This window comes from Bacillus pumilus (assembly GCF_024498355.1).
Taxonomy (GTDB): Bacteria; Bacillota; Bacilli; order Bacillales; family Bacillaceae; genus Bacillus; species Bacillus pumilus_P.
In genome coordinates this window covers 2075222-2089770 of record NZ_CP101833.1, presented here as the reverse complement: position 1 = coordinate 2089770, position 14549 = coordinate 2075222, and the positions used below count along the sequence as shown (strand labels likewise).

The following is a 14549-nucleotide window of genomic DNA, read 5'->3' as shown; positions in this document are numbered from 1 at the left end:
TGCGATTGGCAGTCTTTTTGCTATGAGCGAGAAGAAAAGAACATCTAAATATGACGAATGATCACTAGTTTTGTCATGGTGAAGGATTTACTTTGTTTAAAAGAGAAACATTCTTTATCCGAAATGAGAGCAAGGAGGAAGAAAAAGATGAGCCTTAGTATTGATTTTCAAGTAAAAGAGAGCGTACTTTGCATTCGGTTGACAGGAGAGCTCGATCATCACTCCGCAGAAACATTGAGACAAAAGGTGACGAATTATTTGGAAACAGAGGACATTCGCCACATCGTGCTGAATTTGGCTGATTTATCGTTTATGGACAGCTCTGGACTCGGGGTGATTTTAGGGAGATATAAAGAAATCAAGCAGCTTGGCGGTGAAATGGTCGTCTGCGCGATTTCGCCAGCGGTGAACCGTTTATTTGATATGTCTGGCTTATTTAAAATTATCCGTATGGAGCCTTCAGAGCAAACAGCTTTGCAAACATTGGGGGTGGCATCATGACAAATGAAATGAACCTGACCTTCTCTGCATTGAGTCAAAATGAATCTTTCGCAAGGGTAACAGTCGCGGCGTTCATCGCCCAGCTTGATCCAACATTAGATGAATTAACAGAAATCAAAACCGTTGTATCAGAGGCCGTGACAAACTCCATTATCCACGGCTATGATGGGAATCCAGATGGCAAGGTGCATATTCATGTCACACTAGATGACCATGTCGTTTACCTCACCATCCGTGACGAAGGCATGGGAATTACAGATCTTCAAGAAGCAAGACAGCCGCTTTTTACAACAAAACCAGACTTAGAACGCTCTGGAATGGGCTTTACCATCATGGAGAATTTTATGGATGATGTCATGGTGGACTCATCACCAGAAATGGGCACGACGATCCGTTTAACAAAGCATCTATCAAAAAGCAAAGCGCTTTGTAATTAAGGAGCTGCTCGTATGGATGTGGAGGTAAAAAAGCAAGCAAAAAAAGCACAGCTGTCAAATGATGAAGTCAAAGAGCTCATCAAAAAAAGCCAAGACGGAGATCAGCAAGCAAGAGACCTCCTCGTAGAAAAAAACATGCGTCTTGTTTGGTCCGTTGTTCAGCGCTTTTTAAATAGAGGATATGAACCAGATGATCTATTTCAGATTGGCTGCATTGGACTGCTAAAATCTGTTGATAAATTTGATTTGTCCTATGATGTGAAGTTTTCGACCTATGCCGTTCCCATGATCATTGGTGAAATTCAGCGCTTTATCCGCGATGATGGAACAGTCAAAGTCAGCCGGTCATTAAAGGAACTTGGAAATAAAATTCGGCGGGCAAAAGATGAATTGTCTAAGTCTCATGGAAGAATGCCGACCGTACAGGAAATTGCTGAATATCTTGACATCACACCAGAGGATGTCGTTCTCGCCCAAGAAGCGGTCCGCTCACCGTCATCGATTCATGAAACCGTGTATGAAAATGACGGAGACCCTATTACATTGCTGGATCAAATTGCCGATCATTCAGAAGAAAGATGGTTTGATAAAATCGCGCTAAAAGAAGCGATCAAGGAATTAGAAGAGCGGGAGAAACTGATTGTGTACTTAAGGTATTATAAAGACCAAACACAATCTGAGGTAGCAGAGAGGCTGGGTATTTCACAAGTACAAGTCTCACGGCTTGAAAAGAAAATCTTAAAGCAAATTCAAATGCAAATGGATCAAAAAGACAGCTAGCCAATTCGGCTGGCTTTTTTTGTGTGGTAATTACCGGTAAATCAAGTTCTGTCAGTATGAGAACCATTTTTCACCACATACTATTTTTAACCCATCGTATAGGAAGTGACTTGGATGGACGGACAAATCTTTATTCGGCTGCGCCATCGGATCAAGACCGGTATTGATCAGCTCATTTATTTAGAGGATATCGCCCAAATCACTGGTCATGAGTTGACTGTGCAAAAGCTTAGCAAAATGCCGATGTATCATGTCAGCAAAAAGGATCGTCACATTGTGGTTTTAGATATCATGCATGTGGTCAAAACGATCAAAAAAACGTGGCCAGACATCGACATTCAAACCGTCGGAGGCTCTGAGGCGATTGTTGAAATTGATACAGGCAAACGCCAGCTTTCTCCCGTTTTATTTGTGTTTGTATGGCTCCTATTATTTGTCGGAGCGGCTCTTGCCATCATGAATTTCCACGAGGATGTCAGTATGCGGCTTGTTCATATTCGCCTATATGAAATGATCACAGGAAAAACGGTTGAGCATCCTTATTTATTACAAATTCCATATAGCTTTGGACTCGGTTTGGGCATGATTTTATTTTTCAATCATGTATTTAAAAAGCGTTTAAATGAAGAACCAAGTCCGCTCGAAGTGGAAATGTTTAAATACCAGCTCGATCTCGATCATTATGTCGCACTTAAAGAAAATAAAGAAACATTGAAAGATATCCATGATCGGTAAGTGGCTTTTTGTCGTGCTCGTTGGACTTGGCGGCGGTTTAACGGTCGGAGCAGGATTTGTGGCATTTCTAACAGTGCTTGGCATCATCCCTCGATTAATGCAATTAACCAAAACGCAGCGCTTCATACAAGGATACGAGGCGGCTGTCATCAGTGGAGCGGTCGTTGGAGGATGGGCCACCTTAAGTCAAATGCATTTGCATTTATCCAAATGGCTGGCGCTGCCGATTGGTCTTTTATCCGGCATCTTCTACGGTATGCTTGCAGCCGCATTGACTGAGGTATTAAATGTCCTTCCTATATTAACGAAAAGAATTGGAATGGACGGGAAAATTGTTTTGCTGCTCATGGCCATCGTCTTAGGAAAGGTATTTGGTTCATTATTTCATTGGCTTATTTATATTTAAAAAAATTTGGAGGGAACAACACGTGTCGAGTTTAAAAGAGAACTATCCATCTAAGGTGAAAACGTATCAGCCCAAACCTCCTTATGTACTCAACTGCATCAAGGCTTTTCTTGTTGGCGGCTTGATCTGCGCCATAGGCGAAGGGCTGCAAAACTTCTATATTCACTTTTTTGATTTTAATGAAAAGACAGCGGGGAATCCAACAGTGGCGACCCTCATTTTAATTTCTTCTATTTTAACTGGTATCGGTATTTACGATAAAATTGGCCAGTTTGCTGGAGCGGGATCCGCTGTCCCGGTGACAGGGTTTGCAAACAGCATGACAAGTGCTGCTCTTGAGCATAGAAGTGAAGGGCTTGTGTTAGGTGTAGCCACGAACATGTTTAAGCTTGCTGGGAACGTCATTGTTTTTGGTGTCGTCTCGGCTTATGTCGTAGGGATCATTCGATACATCTTGGAAAAGGTGTTTTCGTAGGAGGAATGAAACGTGAAACTAACAGGTAAACAATCTTGGGTATTCGAGCATAAGCTTTATGTCAATGCAGAAGGAACAGCTGCAGGACCGAAAGAAAAAGACGGCCCGATCGGTCATCTAATTGATAAAACATACGACGAAATGCATTGTGATCAAAAGAACTGGGAAATGGCTGAAAGGCAGCTCATGGATGATGCGATATCAACCGCTTTATCAAAAGCAAATTTGCAAAAAAGCGATGTTGATCTTTTGCTGGCAGGAGACTTACTGAATCAAAACGTCACAGCAAACTATGTGGCAAGAGAACTTAAAATTCCGTTTCTTTGCTTATTTGGAGCATGCTCCACATCAATGGAATCGGTCGCCATTGCTTCGGCATTAGTAGATGGTGGTTTTGCAAAAAGAGCCATTGCTGCGACAAGCAGTCATAATGCGACGGCAGAACGCCAATTTCGTAATCCGACAGAATACGGCGGGCAAAAACCAGATACAGCGACAAGTACAGTGACTGGGAGCGGGGCCGTTATTATCAGCCAAGAGCCCTCCCAAATTCAAATTACAAGTGCAACTGTGGGACGAGTCATGGATCTTGGGATTACAGACCCATTTGACATGGGATCGGCAATGGCACCGGCAGCAGCAGATACCATCAAGCAGCACTTAGAAGATCTAGGGAGAACGGTTGACGATTACGATCTTATTTTAACAGGTGATCTATCTGGCATTGGCTCACCGATCTTAAAGGATCTGCTCAAAGAAGACGGCATTCAGCTCGGCCGAAAGCACGATGATTGCGGATTAATCATCTACACACCCGATCAAAATGTGTTCGCTGGAGGCAGCGGCTGTGCGTGTTCAGCTGTTGTGACATTTAGTCACATCTTTCAAGAAATGAAGGCAGGGAATTTGCAAAAAGTATTTGTTGTCGCAACCGGGGCACTTCTCAGCCCGACGATGGTCCAGCAAAAAGAGACCATTCCCACCATTGCGCATGGTGTCGTATTTGAGCGTGCGGGAGGAGAAAGCTAATGGAATATCTGATCGCTTTTGTTGCAGGCGGACTTATTTGTGTCATCGGCCAGCTTTTATTGGACGTACTCAAACTCACGCCTGCACATGTCATGACCATCTTTGTTGTGGCAGGAACCATATTAGACGGGTTCGGAATTTATGATAAATTTATTGAATTTGCAGGTGCAGGTGCAACCGTACCTATCGTTAGCTTTGGTCATAGTTTGCTTCATGGGGCAATGCACCAGGCAGATGTACATGGATTCATCGGAATCGGGATCGGTATTTTTGAATTAACCTCTGCTGGAATATCAGCTGCGATTTTATTCTCATTTATTATCGCACTTATCTTTAAACCGAAAGGATAACCTCATATGGGGCAAAGACGTAAAGTCATTTTAGTGACAGACGGAGATATATATGCTGCCAAAACGATTGAGCTTGTCGCTAAAAAAGTCGGCGGACGATGTATTTCTAGCTCAAAAGGGAATCCGAGCAAACGGACAGGACCTGAACTTGTCCAGATGATTTTAAAGACGCCGTATGATCCAGTGTTTGTCATGTTTGATGATTCTGGTTTGACGGGTGAAGGAACAGGGGAGACGGCGATGAAGCATGTGGCGTGTCACCCTGAAATTGAAGTGATTGGAGCCATTGCAGTTGCATCTAAGACGCATCAAGCCGAATGGACCAAGGTGCATGTCTCCATTGACCGGGAAGGTGAACTAACAGAATACGGTGTCGACAAACACGGACTTCCAGAAATGGAGCCACATAAAATGAGCGGGGATACGGTGTATTGTCTCGACTCACTCCATCTTCCGTTTGTTGTCGGGATTGGGGATATTGGCAAAATGGGACGGAAAGATGATCTGAGCAAAGGATCTCCAATCACGATGAAAGCAGTTGAGTTAATATTAGAAAGGAGTGGTTTCCATGAAGAAAGACAAGGTAAACGTGTACCGAGACCCAAAGAAAAATGAAGATTACTTCAAGGATAATGTCGGGATGGGTCTCAGCTTCGACCTTGGCGTTCGGAAAATCTATATACATGATCAGGAAATCCAACTTTACTATGTAAACGGATTGTGTGATACGCAGTATGTCATCTATTTATTAAAAGAACTGATTGAAATCAATGACAGCGAACCTGAATCAGATGACCTCGCTCGTGTGGTCGAGAACCGCCTTGTCAATCAGCAGGTCTCAAAAGTTGAAACGCTGGATGAAGCAGTAGATCAAGTGCTGTCGGGACTTGTGGCAGTCGTTGTAGAAGGTGAAAACTACGCATTTATCATTGATGTCAGGAGCTATCCTGGCAGAATGCCAGAGGAGCCGGATACAGAAAAGGTTGTCAGAGGAGCAAGAGACGGGTTTGTCGAAAACATTATTGTGAATACAGCGCTCATTCGTAGAAGAGTGCGAGATGAAAAGCTGCGATACAAAATGCTCAAAGTAGGCGAACGTTCAAAAGCAGATGTATGTGTTTGCTACATTGAAGACATTGCGGATCCAGATCTTGTGGATATCATTGAAAAAGAAGTGTCAGGTATCAAAGTCGATGGGCTGACGATGTCTGATAAAACGATTGAAGAATTTATTATTAAACAAGGCTATAATCCCTTTCCGCTTGTAAGATACACCGAGCGCCCAGATGTAGCTGCTAATCATATATTAGAAGGGCATGTCATCATCATTACCGATACATCGCCTAGTGTCATCATTACTCCAACCACAATTTTTCATCACGTTCAGCATGCAGAAGAATACCGCCAGGCACCGGCAGTAGGCACGTTTCTAAGATGGGTACGCTTTTTAGGCATATTATGTTCCACCTTTTTATTGCCAATTTGGTTTCTGTTTATCCTAGAACCAAATCTCCTGCCTGACAATTTAAGCTATATTGGGTTTAACAAGCCTTCACATATCCCTGTTATTCTCCAAGTATTTCTTGCTGATTTTGGGGTGGAGTTCTTAAGAATGGCAGCAATTCATACGCCCACTGCACTGTCGACCGCCATGGGGCTGATTGCGGCCGTTTTAATTGGACAAATTGCCATCGATGTCGGTTTATTTACACCGGAGGTCATTTTATACGTCTCACTAGCAGCCATCGGCACATTTACAACACCGAGCTATGAACTGAGTGTCGCCAATAAGATCGTGCGACTCATCATATTAGCACTAGTGGCGATCTTTAAGCTGAATGGACTCATCATTGGTTTTACCTTGTTACTCATTTATTTAACATCCATTCGTTCATTGCAGACGCCTTATATGTGGCCGTTCATTCCTTTTAATGGAAAGGCTTTGTGGCAAGTGCTGATTCGGACGTCTGTTCCGGGCTCAAAAGTAAGGCCAAGCATCGTACACCCTCAAAACAGATCAAAAATTCCGCCAAATTCTTAGCGCTCATTGAAAGTGGCTGAAGATTGTGATATTGTATTTTTAACTTTGAGAAACGGCAAAAGGCAGCTCACGTAGCTGTCTTTTTTCAGCCGAGGCGGAGAAAGAGGGAATGACATTGTATTTACACGGCACTTGCAGACAAAATGAACTCGGTCATTTAGAAATTGGTGGTGTTGATGCCGTTTCTTTAGCTGAAACGTATGGGACACCACTTTATGTATATGATGTGGCTTTAATACGGGAGCGCGCAAAAAGCTTTCAAAAAGCGTTTATAGAAGAAGAATTAACGGCGCAGGTAGCATATGCGAGTAAAGCATTTTCCTCTATTGCCATGTTTCAGCTTGCCAAAGAAGAAGGATTATCTCTTGATGTCGTATCTGGCGGAGAGCTGCATACAGCCATTTGCGCCGGATTTCCAGTAGATAAAATTCATTTCCATGGCAACAACAAAAGCAGAGAAGAATTAAAGATGGCATTAGAGTATGGGATCGGCTGTATTGTAGTTGATAATTTCTATGAAATGAAACTCATTGAACAGCTTGGTCAAGAGCTGTCAAAAAAGGTGAAAGTGCTGCTCCGTATCACGCCAGGTGTCGAAGCGCATACTCATGATTACATTACGACAGGCCAAGAGGATTCAAAGTTTGGCTTTGATCTTCATAATGGACAAGCAGACGAAGCGGTGAAACAAGTGATTGGGTCAGAAGTGATCGAGCTTTTAGGTGTCCATTGCCATATCGGTTCACAAATCTTTGATACGGCTGGTTTTGTCCTTGCAGCAGATAAAATCTTTATGAAGCTGGATGAATGGAGAGAATCCTTTGGCTTTATCTCCACAGTGTTAAACTTAGGCGGAGGCTTTGGGATCCGATATACAGCTGAGGATGAACCACTTCCTCCGACAGAATACGTTGAAAAAATTATCCAAGCTGTCAAAGCGAACGTAGCCCGCTATGAGTTCGTTATGCCGGAAATTTGGATTGAGCCTGGCCGCTCTCTTGTTGGAGATGCAGGGACGACTCTTTATACGATCGGCTCATCAAAACATGTACCTGGAATTCGTGATTATGTAGCCATAGACGGCGGAATGAGTGACAACATTCGCCCAGCTTTATATCAAGCGAAATATGAAGCAGCGAGTGCCAACAAAATGAGCCAAACGCATGATCGAACGGTTTCAATTGCAGGGAAATGCTGTGAAAGCGGAGATATGCTCATTTGGGATATCGACCTGCCAGAGTTATCACAAGGAGATTTATTAGCTGTCTTTTGTACAGGAGCATATGGCTACAGTATGTCAAACAACTATAACCGTATCCCGCGCCCGGCTGTTGTGTTTGTAGAAGATGGGGAAGCGCAGCTTGTAGTTGAGCGTGAAACATATGAGGACATTGTCAAACTGGATTTACCCTATCAATCAAAAGTGAAGTCATCTACTTAAAAAAGCTGCCTGATGATCAGGCAGCGTTTTTTATGAAATTTATTTTCCGCCAGTGAATACAGACACAATCGCGTTCCAAATGGAGACAAAGAAATCCCAAATCTTTTGTAGAAGGTTTTTACCTTCATCTGATTCTATGAATTTCGTAATCTTGTCTTTTGCTTTATCGATTTGAGACCCTACTTGGTTCCAATCGATATTGATGTTTTTCATTTTATTAAAGAGGGAGACTAGCTGATCCTTTTGCTCTTGCGTCAGATTTAAGTTCAAATCGGAAGCGGCTTGATCCACTTTTTCTTCCACTTCTTTTGTTGTTTTAGGGACACCGTTTTTCGCAATGTCATCTTTGATTTTTGCAATAAGAGCAGAAGCATTGTCTTTTCCGATGGAGTCACCCAATTTAGATGTTGTCACCAGCTCTTCGTTTGCGACCTGCTTCACATCTTCTGGAATGGCTTTGTCGCTTGACACTTCATAGGCTTTTAATAAACCCGTCAGCGCTGCTGTACCAGATACTTCAAACGGGGCAGTCACGACCACCTTCGCATCCTTGACACCTGCTGTCATTAAAGCATTTAAATACATCTCATCTGTAATCGTCTTAATGTTATGTGTATCCACAGTCAGACCAGTACCTGATTTTTCTATGGTGATGGATGAAGATGATAATGCTCTAGTCCCAATTTGAGAACGAGGGATGTACTTTCCTAAATATTCGTGCTCTTCTTTATTGGTTACTTCAATTTTTGTCGCATTTTCAGGTGGATTCAACTCGTCAAGCACCTTCTGGCGATCAGCCGGTGTTAAGTCTTGCCCGAGTGTGACGATGACATCGCCTACAGCTGCATCCGCTAAGCTGACTTTTGGCGCACCAATCAGTAAAAGGAGCGCTGCCATCATACCAAGCATCGTTTTTTTAAACATGTTGACCTCCTTCAAGTCGAGAGCGTTCCTCTTTCTAGAGAAACTCATCTTTTGAGTACACGTGTGAAGCGTACTCCAACATATAGACGTAACAAATCAGCCTGACGTTTCAATTTTCTTTTGAAGTTGTTTTGATCAGTCTAACTTCATGTACTTAGGAGAAAAGGATCAGGCTCTTCTATTTTAACAATGATGAGATGGGAGGTAAATAACATTCAAAAAGCAGGGGATGTTTAACATCACTGAAAATGTGCTATAATGAGCGTTGTTTAACCTGAAAGGAGAATGTGAAAAATGGCGAAAAAAGGATACATACAATTAACGAATGGAAAGAAAATTGAGTTTGAACTTTACCCAGAGGCTGCTCCAGGTACAGTAGCAAACTTTGAAAAACTAGCAAATGAGGGCTTCTACGATGGATTGAAATTCCACCGCGTGATCCCTGGCTTCGTCAGCCAAGGCGGCGACCCAAACGGTAATGGAACTGGAGGCCCTGGTTACACAATTAAATGTGAAACAGAAGGAAACCCTCATCAACACGAAAGAGGTTCATTATCAATGGCGCATGCTGGTAAAGACACGGGCGGCAGCCAATTTTTTATCGTACATGATCCGCAGCCGCATTTAAATGGCGTGCACACTGTTTTTGGTAAGGTAACATCTGGTATCGAGGCTGTTCTTGATATGGAGCAAGGCCAAGGTATGGAAAAAGTCGAAGTTGTAGATGCTTAATCCAAAACACCGCTTAATCGCGGTGTTTTTTGATTTATATCTTCATTTTAAAAGCGTATTTTGATCAATTTTTTTCAAAATGCGCTTTTTCTTTTTGAACAACCATGCACAGAACCTGTTTTTGTGATACGATAACAGAACAAACATTCGCACTTATGATTGTCAACCATACAGATGAAACACGAGTGACATCTGCAAATCATGAAAGCGTGTGGTCATGCTGAAAGAAAGCAGGAGATACTTTGAAACCATTAACAAAAGAAGAAAAAAATCAAATGATGATTGACATTCAGCGTTACTTTGCCGAAGAACGAGAAGAAGAGATTGGTGAATTAGCTGCCATCAATATACTAGAATTTATCACAAAAAATCTTGGAAGCTACTATTATAATCAAGGGGTTCGTGACAGTCGCAACATCGCTGTTCAGCGATCACAATTGTTAGAGGAAGACCTATTCGCACTCGAAAAAAGAGTCTAATCAAAAAGCCTACATTCTTTTGGTGTGTGTTTTACTAATGATAAAAAGGAAAGATACCCCCTTAATAAAGAACGCATATTCGTATCATATGTAATGATTAATAGGTGGAAACCAAAGGTCCGTCTCAATCGTTATATAAGTAACCATTAATGAAAAATTGCTCTTTTGGTTTTATTTCATCATGATAAGGAATAAAACATACAAAAAGGCGAAGTGCAGATGATGGAGGTTCTAAATATGGGGAAAATTAAATTAAAAATTGCGATCTTATTTGTTTTACTGCTTTGTTTAGGCGCAGGTTATTTATACATGAATGGCATGAAAATTGAAGATGTGCCAACAGCCATTGGCGAAAGCTTAACGAATAATGATAAAGATTACACAATCTATGAATATACCATTACGAAAATTGATGGAGATGAATATTACGGTCAAGCGAAAAACGGCACGAAAATCATTTTTAATGGAAAGAAATTTGAAGATGATGTCGCTGATTTGAAGAAAGGTGATCGTATCAAAGCCTACTTTAGTAATGAAAAAAGAATAGATGGTCTTATAAAAGTAGTAAAAGTCGTTAATTAACATGTCTCCTTTCCTATAAGGAGGCTTTTTTTATAAAATAAGTAGGGAAATCTTGATTGTTGCATTTGTCAAAAAGGATCGCTATAATAGCCCCTAAGGACAGCTGAATATCGATTGTATCCTTCGGGGCAGGGTGAAAATCCCGACCGACGGTAATAAAGCAAATGCTTTACAGCCCGTGACCCGTTAATTTATTAACGGTTGATTCAGTGAAAAGCTGAAGCCGACAGTGAAAGTCTGGATGGGAGAAGGATAAAGAAAGCTATGAACGAAAAATATTTGTTGATCATAGTTTTATTTCTAATGCAAAAAAACCAAAGCCCCGGAATTTTTTCCGGGGCTTTCTGTATGTACATGAGTATAGACGGCATGCAGTGCTTATTAGGTGATCCCTCATTTACCTTGTATGGACCATAAAAAGCGACGAAGGTGTTCAATCGATCACATGTCCCTAACATCGCTTTTTGATAAAGTGAGAAATACAAATGAAAGAGAAAGGGAGGATCACATGTTTACGGGAATTATTGAAGAAGTTGGCTCAGTCCAGTCATTAAGCAAAAAGTCAGCAGATGCCATGGAAATTGTCATAAAGTGCAGCCGTGTGCTAGAAGATGTTCATCTTGGAGATAGTATCGCGATCAATGGCGTATGTCTCACAGTCACAAGCTTTACAAAAGAACAGTTCACGGCAGATGTGATGCCTGAGACGGTGAAAGCCACATCACTGGATCACCTTACGTCAGGCAGTCCAGTCAATTTAGAGCGAGCGATGCCCTCGAATGGACGATTTGGCGGCCATTTTGTATCAGGCCACGTCGATGGGACGGCGATCATTACCCGAATAGAAAAGAAGAGTAATGCCATTTACTATGATTTAGAGATGGACAAGACCCTCACAGACATGCTCACCAAAAAGGGATCAATTGCGATAGATGGTGTCAGCTTGACCATTTTCGATTTGCGTGATGCACACGTCACAGTCTCTATTATTCCTCATACGCTTGAAGGAACTATTTTCCCGACTAAATCTATGGGGGATATAGTGAATATAGAGTGTGACATGATCGGTAAATATATTTATCGCTTTTTAACAAAGGAGCAAAACGGAAAGCAGCCATCCCGATTGACCCCATCATTTTTAAAAGAGCACGGATTCTAGGAGGCGATTGTATGTATCATTCAGTTGAGGAGGCAGTAAATGCCCTGAAACAAGGAGAAATCATTATCGTAGTAGATGATGAAGACAGAGAAAATGAAGGAGACTTTGTGGCACTTGCTGAGCATGCAACGCCGGAAGTCATTAACTTCATGGCTTTACATGGAAGAGGTCTCATTTGCACGCCGGTCCATGCGTCGATTGCCAAACACCTGGACCTGCATCCAATGGTAGAGCGAAATACGGATGCACACCATACAGCGTTTACAGTGAGCATCGACCATACGTCAACGACGACTGGTATTAGTGCCTTTGAGCGTTCAACAACCATTTTGGCCATGTTAAATAAAGACGCAAAACCAGAAGATTTTGCCCGCCCAGGTCATGTATTTCCGCTCATTGCAAAAGAGGGCGGCGTACTAGAAAGGCCGGGTCATACAGAGGCGGCCGTTGATCTTGCTAAGCTTGCGGGTTCAGAGCCAGCGGGTGTCATATGTGAAATTATGAATGTAGATGGATCAATGGCGCGCGTCCCTGAACTGAAGGAGATTCAAAAAGAACATGATTTAAAGATGCTTACAATAGAAGCATTGCAGACACATTTAAACAATAATCAAACAAAAACGATGGAAACAAAATAAAAATCACAAAAAAGGATGATGAACATATGAATACAATACAAGGGCATGTAGTAGCAGAAGGACTAAAATTTGCAATCGTAGTGGCAAGATTTAATGATTTTATTACAAGTAAGCTGCTAGATGGAGCAGAAGATACATTGCTTAGACACGGAGCAAACGGTGACGATATCGATGTTGTGTGGGTACCGGGCGCTTTTGAAATACCGTATATGGCAAAAAAACTAGCCGAAACAAAAAAATACGATGCGGTCATTACACTTGGAACAGTGATACGAGGCGCAACAACTCACTATGATTATGTTTGTAACGAAGCGGCCAAAGGAATTGCTCAAAGTGCCATCTCAACAGGGGTACCGATTATCTTTGGTGTACTGACAACAGAATCCATTGAACAAGCCATTGAAAGAGCCGGTACAAAAGCTGGAAATAAAGGCAGCGAATCGGCTGCAGCTGCCATTGAAATGGCCAACCTAAATCGAACGTTTCGTTAATTTAATGAAAAAGAGTTTAAAAACGGCATGAAAATGTTTATAATGTGTGATGAGCAAATGATTCATAAGACATTTGCTGGAAAATAGGACAATTTTAATATTGAGGGGTATATATGTTAATTCGTTACAAGAGGTCTTTTGAAAAAATTGCCATGGGACTTCTGTCCTTTATGCCGGGTGAGAAAGACGTCAAACAACTTCAGCAGACGATGAAGTCATATGAAATGGATGAAGATCGGCAGCTGTTCCTTTGGAAAGATGGCGAGGATATCGTAGGTGCCATTGGTGTGCTGAAAACAGACGACCAAGTGCAAATCGAGCATATTAGCGTCAATCCATCCCATCGTGATCAAGGAATCGGCAAGGAAATGATTTTAGCCGTGGAAGAGGTATTCAAAACCAAAACACTCATTCCAAATGAATTAACGCAAGGCTTCTTTCATAAGTGTCACAGTGAAACAAATTAAATATCACACATGTAAAAGCAGAGGCTACAGTCCTCTGCTTTTTTTACATTTGATCTGCTTTTCCCGTTCAAGCAATACATCTGTCCGGTCACGCAGTCTATGTTTTTCGATTAGAAACGTGTGGGATAAGTTACTTTCCTGTCCAAAGGTCAATCCTTCTTTTTGAGCCATTTCTCTGCATAAAGAAAGAAGTGCTTGATCTTTGATTGGAAGCATCACACTCTCGTAGGGCCTGTCTTCATCCATTTTCTTTTTCAGTGTCCTAAGAAGCAAAATAAACGCCTCATCATCAAGACCTAGGTTCGATAAAACTGGCCGATTTGCTTCTAACAAGTGAAGGCTGTTTGAAATAAGCCGTTTCGCTCCTTTTTCATTTCCCCGTCTTTGATGATACAAAGCAACAGCAAGCTGAATCAGGCCAACCCAATATGCTTTGCGCTGCTCCGGGGGATCTTCCTTCCAATATTCTTCAAGAATTTCATGACACTCAAAATAATCTCTTGTCGTATGAAATTCGTGTAAAAAAGCCACGTACGCTTCAGGATACACAGCGGTCATCTCCTTTTCCACTATCAGTCTAACACACCGAAAAGAAAAGAAGAAAGAACGTCCCTTAGTGAAAGGACGCTCTGTTTCTTTAATAAACCCAAGCCGCGCCAACGATGATCAGCAAGATGAAAAGCACGACAATAAGCGCGAATCCTCCGCCGAAGTTATAGCCATCTCCCATAATGATACGGCCTCCTTTTTTCATCAGTTCTGATTACAATGGTATTCTATGTATAAGTGCCCTCATTGGTATGGGCGATTCCACTGTTTTTCTTGTTTTGCCTAGGGCATCATGGTCGAAATTATATTGGACGAGAGCTTTATCCTGTCTTA

General features: G+C 41.9%; 21 protein-coding genes and 1 riboswitch. Of the genes, 18 read left to right on the top strand and 3 right to left on the bottom strand.

The features are described from left to right. Window positions 1–147: 147 nt before the first annotated feature. The 11 genes from spoIIAA (at window position 148) to lysA (ending at window position 8195) form a co-directional block, all read left to right on the top strand. Window positions 148–501, top strand: a complete 354-nt coding sequence (spoIIAA, locus tag NPA43_RS10525; RefSeq protein WP_099726758.1) for an anti-sigma F factor antagonist — start codon at window positions 148–150, stop codon at window positions 499–501. Then, a complete protein-coding gene (gene spoIIAB / locus NPA43_RS10520) occupies window positions 498–938 on the top strand; it encodes an anti-sigma F factor (RefSeq protein ID WP_099726759.1) in 441 nt (146 codons plus the stop codon). Before spoIIAA ends, spoIIAB begins: the two co-directional genes overlap by 4 nt. Window positions 939–950: 12 nt before the next feature. Further along, window positions 951–1718: an RNA polymerase sporulation sigma factor SigF gene (gene sigF / locus NPA43_RS10515; protein WP_230030350.1), complete on the top strand. Its 768-nt coding sequence runs from the start codon at window positions 951–953 to the stop codon at window positions 1716–1718. A 114-nt stretch (window positions 1719–1832) separates the two neighbouring features. Beyond that, window positions 1833–2453, top strand: coding sequence for a stage V sporulation protein AA (locus NPA43_RS10510; protein ID WP_099726761.1), 621 nt, complete (start codon window positions 1833–1835; stop codon window positions 2451–2453). Then, window positions 2443–2859, top strand: coding sequence for a stage V sporulation protein AB (locus tag NPA43_RS10505; RefSeq protein WP_230030349.1), 417 nt, complete (start codon window positions 2443–2445; stop codon window positions 2857–2859). Before NPA43_RS10510 ends, NPA43_RS10505 begins: the two co-directional genes overlap by 11 nt. 22 nt (window positions 2860–2881) lie before the next feature. Next, window positions 2882–3334 carry a stage V sporulation protein AC gene (spoVAC, locus tag NPA43_RS10500; protein WP_099726763.1) on the top strand — a complete coding sequence of 151 codons (453 nt, stop codon included), beginning with the start codon at window positions 2882–2884 and terminating at the stop codon, window positions 3332–3334. 12 nt (window positions 3335–3346) lie between these two features. Beyond that, the gene (spoVAD, locus tag NPA43_RS10495) at window positions 3347–4363 is read left to right on the top strand and encodes a stage V sporulation protein AD (protein ID WP_256498752.1); all 1017 of its coding nucleotides are present in this window, start codon (window positions 3347–3349) and stop codon (window positions 4361–4363) included. Next, window positions 4363–4713, top strand: coding sequence for a stage V sporulation protein AE (gene spoVAE, locus NPA43_RS10490; RefSeq protein ID WP_230030347.1), 351 nt, complete (start codon window positions 4363–4365; stop codon window positions 4711–4713). Before spoVAD ends, spoVAE begins: the two co-directional genes overlap by 1 nt. 6 nt (window positions 4714–4719) lie before the next feature. Beyond that, the gene (locus NPA43_RS10485) at window positions 4720–5328 is read left to right on the top strand and encodes a stage V sporulation protein SpoVABEA (RefSeq protein WP_099726766.1); all 609 of its coding nucleotides are present in this window, start codon (window positions 4720–4722) and stop codon (window positions 5326–5328) included. Continuing rightward, window positions 5282–6754, top strand: a complete 1473-nt coding sequence (locus NPA43_RS10480) for a spore germination protein (RefSeq protein WP_268254708.1) — start codon at window positions 5282–5284, stop codon at window positions 6752–6754. The genes NPA43_RS10485 and NPA43_RS10480 overlap by 47 nt, the downstream gene beginning before the upstream one ends. Window positions 6755–6869: 115 nt before the next feature. Continuing rightward, window positions 6870–8195, top strand: a complete 1326-nt coding sequence (gene lysA / locus NPA43_RS10475) for a diaminopimelate decarboxylase (protein ID WP_230030544.1) — start codon at window positions 6870–6872, stop codon at window positions 8193–8195. A 39-nt stretch (window positions 8196–8234) separates the two neighbouring features. Here the strand turns inward: lysA and NPA43_RS10470 are convergent, their stop codons facing one another. Then, window positions 8235–9119: a DUF1002 domain-containing protein gene (locus tag NPA43_RS10470; protein ID WP_230030346.1), complete on the bottom strand. Its 885-nt coding sequence runs from the start codon at window positions 9117–9119 to the stop codon at window positions 8235–8237. Between the two features lie 294 nt (window positions 9120–9413). Between NPA43_RS10470 and NPA43_RS10465 the strand changes: the two genes are divergently transcribed. The 7 genes from NPA43_RS10465 (at window position 9414) to NPA43_RS10435 (ending at window position 13667) form a co-directional block, all read left to right on the top strand. Next, window positions 9414–9851: a peptidylprolyl isomerase gene (locus NPA43_RS10465; protein WP_008359679.1), complete on the top strand. Its 438-nt coding sequence runs from the start codon at window positions 9414–9416 to the stop codon at window positions 9849–9851. Window positions 9852–10093: 242 nt separating this feature from the next. Continuing rightward, a complete protein-coding gene (locus NPA43_RS10460) occupies window positions 10094–10330 on the top strand; it encodes a DUF2164 domain-containing protein (RefSeq protein ID WP_099726770.1) in 237 nt (78 codons plus the stop codon). Window positions 10331–10567: 237 nt separating this feature from the next. Continuing rightward, window positions 10568–10912, top strand: a complete 345-nt coding sequence (locus NPA43_RS10455) for a hypothetical protein (protein WP_008344451.1) — start codon at window positions 10568–10570, stop codon at window positions 10910–10912. Between the two features lie 115 nt (window positions 10913–11027). After that, a riboswitch (FMN riboswitch) is annotated at window positions 11028–11169 on the top strand. 251 nt (window positions 11170–11420) lie between these two features. Further along, a complete protein-coding gene (ribE, locus tag NPA43_RS10450; protein WP_230030345.1) occupies window positions 11421–12071 on the top strand; it encodes a riboflavin synthase in 651 nt (216 codons plus the stop codon). Between the two features lie 11 nt (window positions 12072–12082). Then, on the top strand, window positions 12083–12709 hold the full coding sequence (gene ribB, locus NPA43_RS10445) for a 3,4-dihydroxy-2-butanone-4-phosphate synthase (protein ID WP_326839033.1): 627 nt from the start codon (window positions 12083–12085) through the stop codon (window positions 12707–12709). A 26-nt stretch (window positions 12710–12735) separates the two neighbouring features. After that, window positions 12736–13200 carry a 6,7-dimethyl-8-ribityllumazine synthase gene (ribH, locus tag NPA43_RS10440; protein ID WP_034318783.1) on the top strand — a complete coding sequence of 155 codons (465 nt, stop codon included), beginning with the start codon at window positions 12736–12738 and terminating at the stop codon, window positions 13198–13200. A gap of 113 nt (window positions 13201–13313) precedes the next feature. Beyond that, complete coding sequence (locus tag NPA43_RS10435) at window positions 13314–13667, top strand: GNAT family N-acetyltransferase (protein WP_099726772.1); 354 nt, start codon at window positions 13314–13316, stop codon at window positions 13665–13667. A 24-nt stretch (window positions 13668–13691) separates the two neighbouring features. On the opposite strand, the gene NPA43_RS10430 is transcribed toward NPA43_RS10435, so the two are convergent. Both NPA43_RS10430 and NPA43_RS10425 read right to left on the bottom strand, forming a co-directional pair. Beyond that, complete coding sequence (locus NPA43_RS10430) at window positions 13692–14216, bottom strand: DUF309 domain-containing protein (protein WP_230030344.1); 525 nt, start codon at window positions 14214–14216, stop codon at window positions 13692–13694. 88 nt (window positions 14217–14304) lie between these two features. After that, complete coding sequence (locus NPA43_RS10425) at window positions 14305–14397, bottom strand: YjcZ family sporulation protein (protein ID WP_012010430.1); 93 nt, start codon at window positions 14395–14397, stop codon at window positions 14305–14307. Between the last annotated feature and the right edge of the window lie 152 nt (window positions 14398–14549).

What these genes read in the sequence shown, in the direction of transcription:
- spoIIAA (WP_099726758.1), top strand. Translation starts at nt 148, where the DNA reads ATGAGCCTTAGTATTGATTTTCAAGTAAAAGAGAGCGTACTTTGCATT.
- spoIIAB (WP_099726759.1), top strand. Translation starts at nt 498, where the DNA reads ATGACAAATGAAATGAACCTGACCTTCTCTGCATTGAGTCAAAATGAA.
- sigF (WP_230030350.1), top strand. Translation starts at nt 951, where the DNA reads ATGGATGTGGAGGTAAAAAAGCAAGCAAAAAAAGCACAGCTGTCAAAT.
- NPA43_RS10510 (WP_099726761.1), top strand. Translation starts at nt 1,833, where the DNA reads ATGGACGGACAAATCTTTATTCGGCTGCGCCATCGGATCAAGACCGGT.
- NPA43_RS10505 (WP_230030349.1), top strand. Translation starts at nt 2,443, where the DNA reads ATGATCGGTAAGTGGCTTTTTGTCGTGCTCGTTGGACTTGGCGGCGGT.
- spoVAE (WP_230030347.1), top strand. Translation starts at nt 4,363, where the DNA reads ATGGAATATCTGATCGCTTTTGTTGCAGGCGGACTTATTTGTGTCATC.
- NPA43_RS10485 (WP_099726766.1), top strand. Translation starts at nt 4,720, where the DNA reads ATGGGGCAAAGACGTAAAGTCATTTTAGTGACAGACGGAGATATATAT.
- NPA43_RS10480 (WP_268254708.1), top strand. Translation starts at nt 5,282, where the DNA reads ATGAAGAAAGACAAGGTAAACGTGTACCGAGACCCAAAGAAAAATGAA.
- NPA43_RS10470 (WP_230030346.1), bottom strand. Translation starts at nt 9,119, where the DNA reads ATGTTTAAAAAAACGATGCTTGGTATGATGGCAGCGCTCCTTTTACTG.
- NPA43_RS10465 (WP_008359679.1), top strand. Translation starts at nt 9,414, where the DNA reads ATGGCGAAAAAAGGATACATACAATTAACGAATGGAAAGAAAATTGAG.
- NPA43_RS10455 (WP_008344451.1), top strand. Translation starts at nt 10,568, where the DNA reads ATGGGGAAAATTAAATTAAAAATTGCGATCTTATTTGTTTTACTGCTT.
- ribE (WP_230030345.1), top strand. Translation starts at nt 11,421, where the DNA reads ATGTTTACGGGAATTATTGAAGAAGTTGGCTCAGTCCAGTCATTAAGC.
- ribB (WP_326839033.1), top strand. Translation starts at nt 12,083, where the DNA reads ATGTATCATTCAGTTGAGGAGGCAGTAAATGCCCTGAAACAAGGAGAA.
- ribH (WP_034318783.1), top strand. Translation starts at nt 12,736, where the DNA reads ATGAATACAATACAAGGGCATGTAGTAGCAGAAGGACTAAAATTTGCA.
- NPA43_RS10435 (WP_099726772.1), top strand. Translation starts at nt 13,314, where the DNA reads ATGTTAATTCGTTACAAGAGGTCTTTTGAAAAAATTGCCATGGGACTT.
- NPA43_RS10425 (WP_012010430.1), bottom strand. Translation starts at nt 14,397, where the DNA reads ATGGGAGATGGCTATAACTTCGGCGGAGGATTCGCGCTTATTGTCGTG.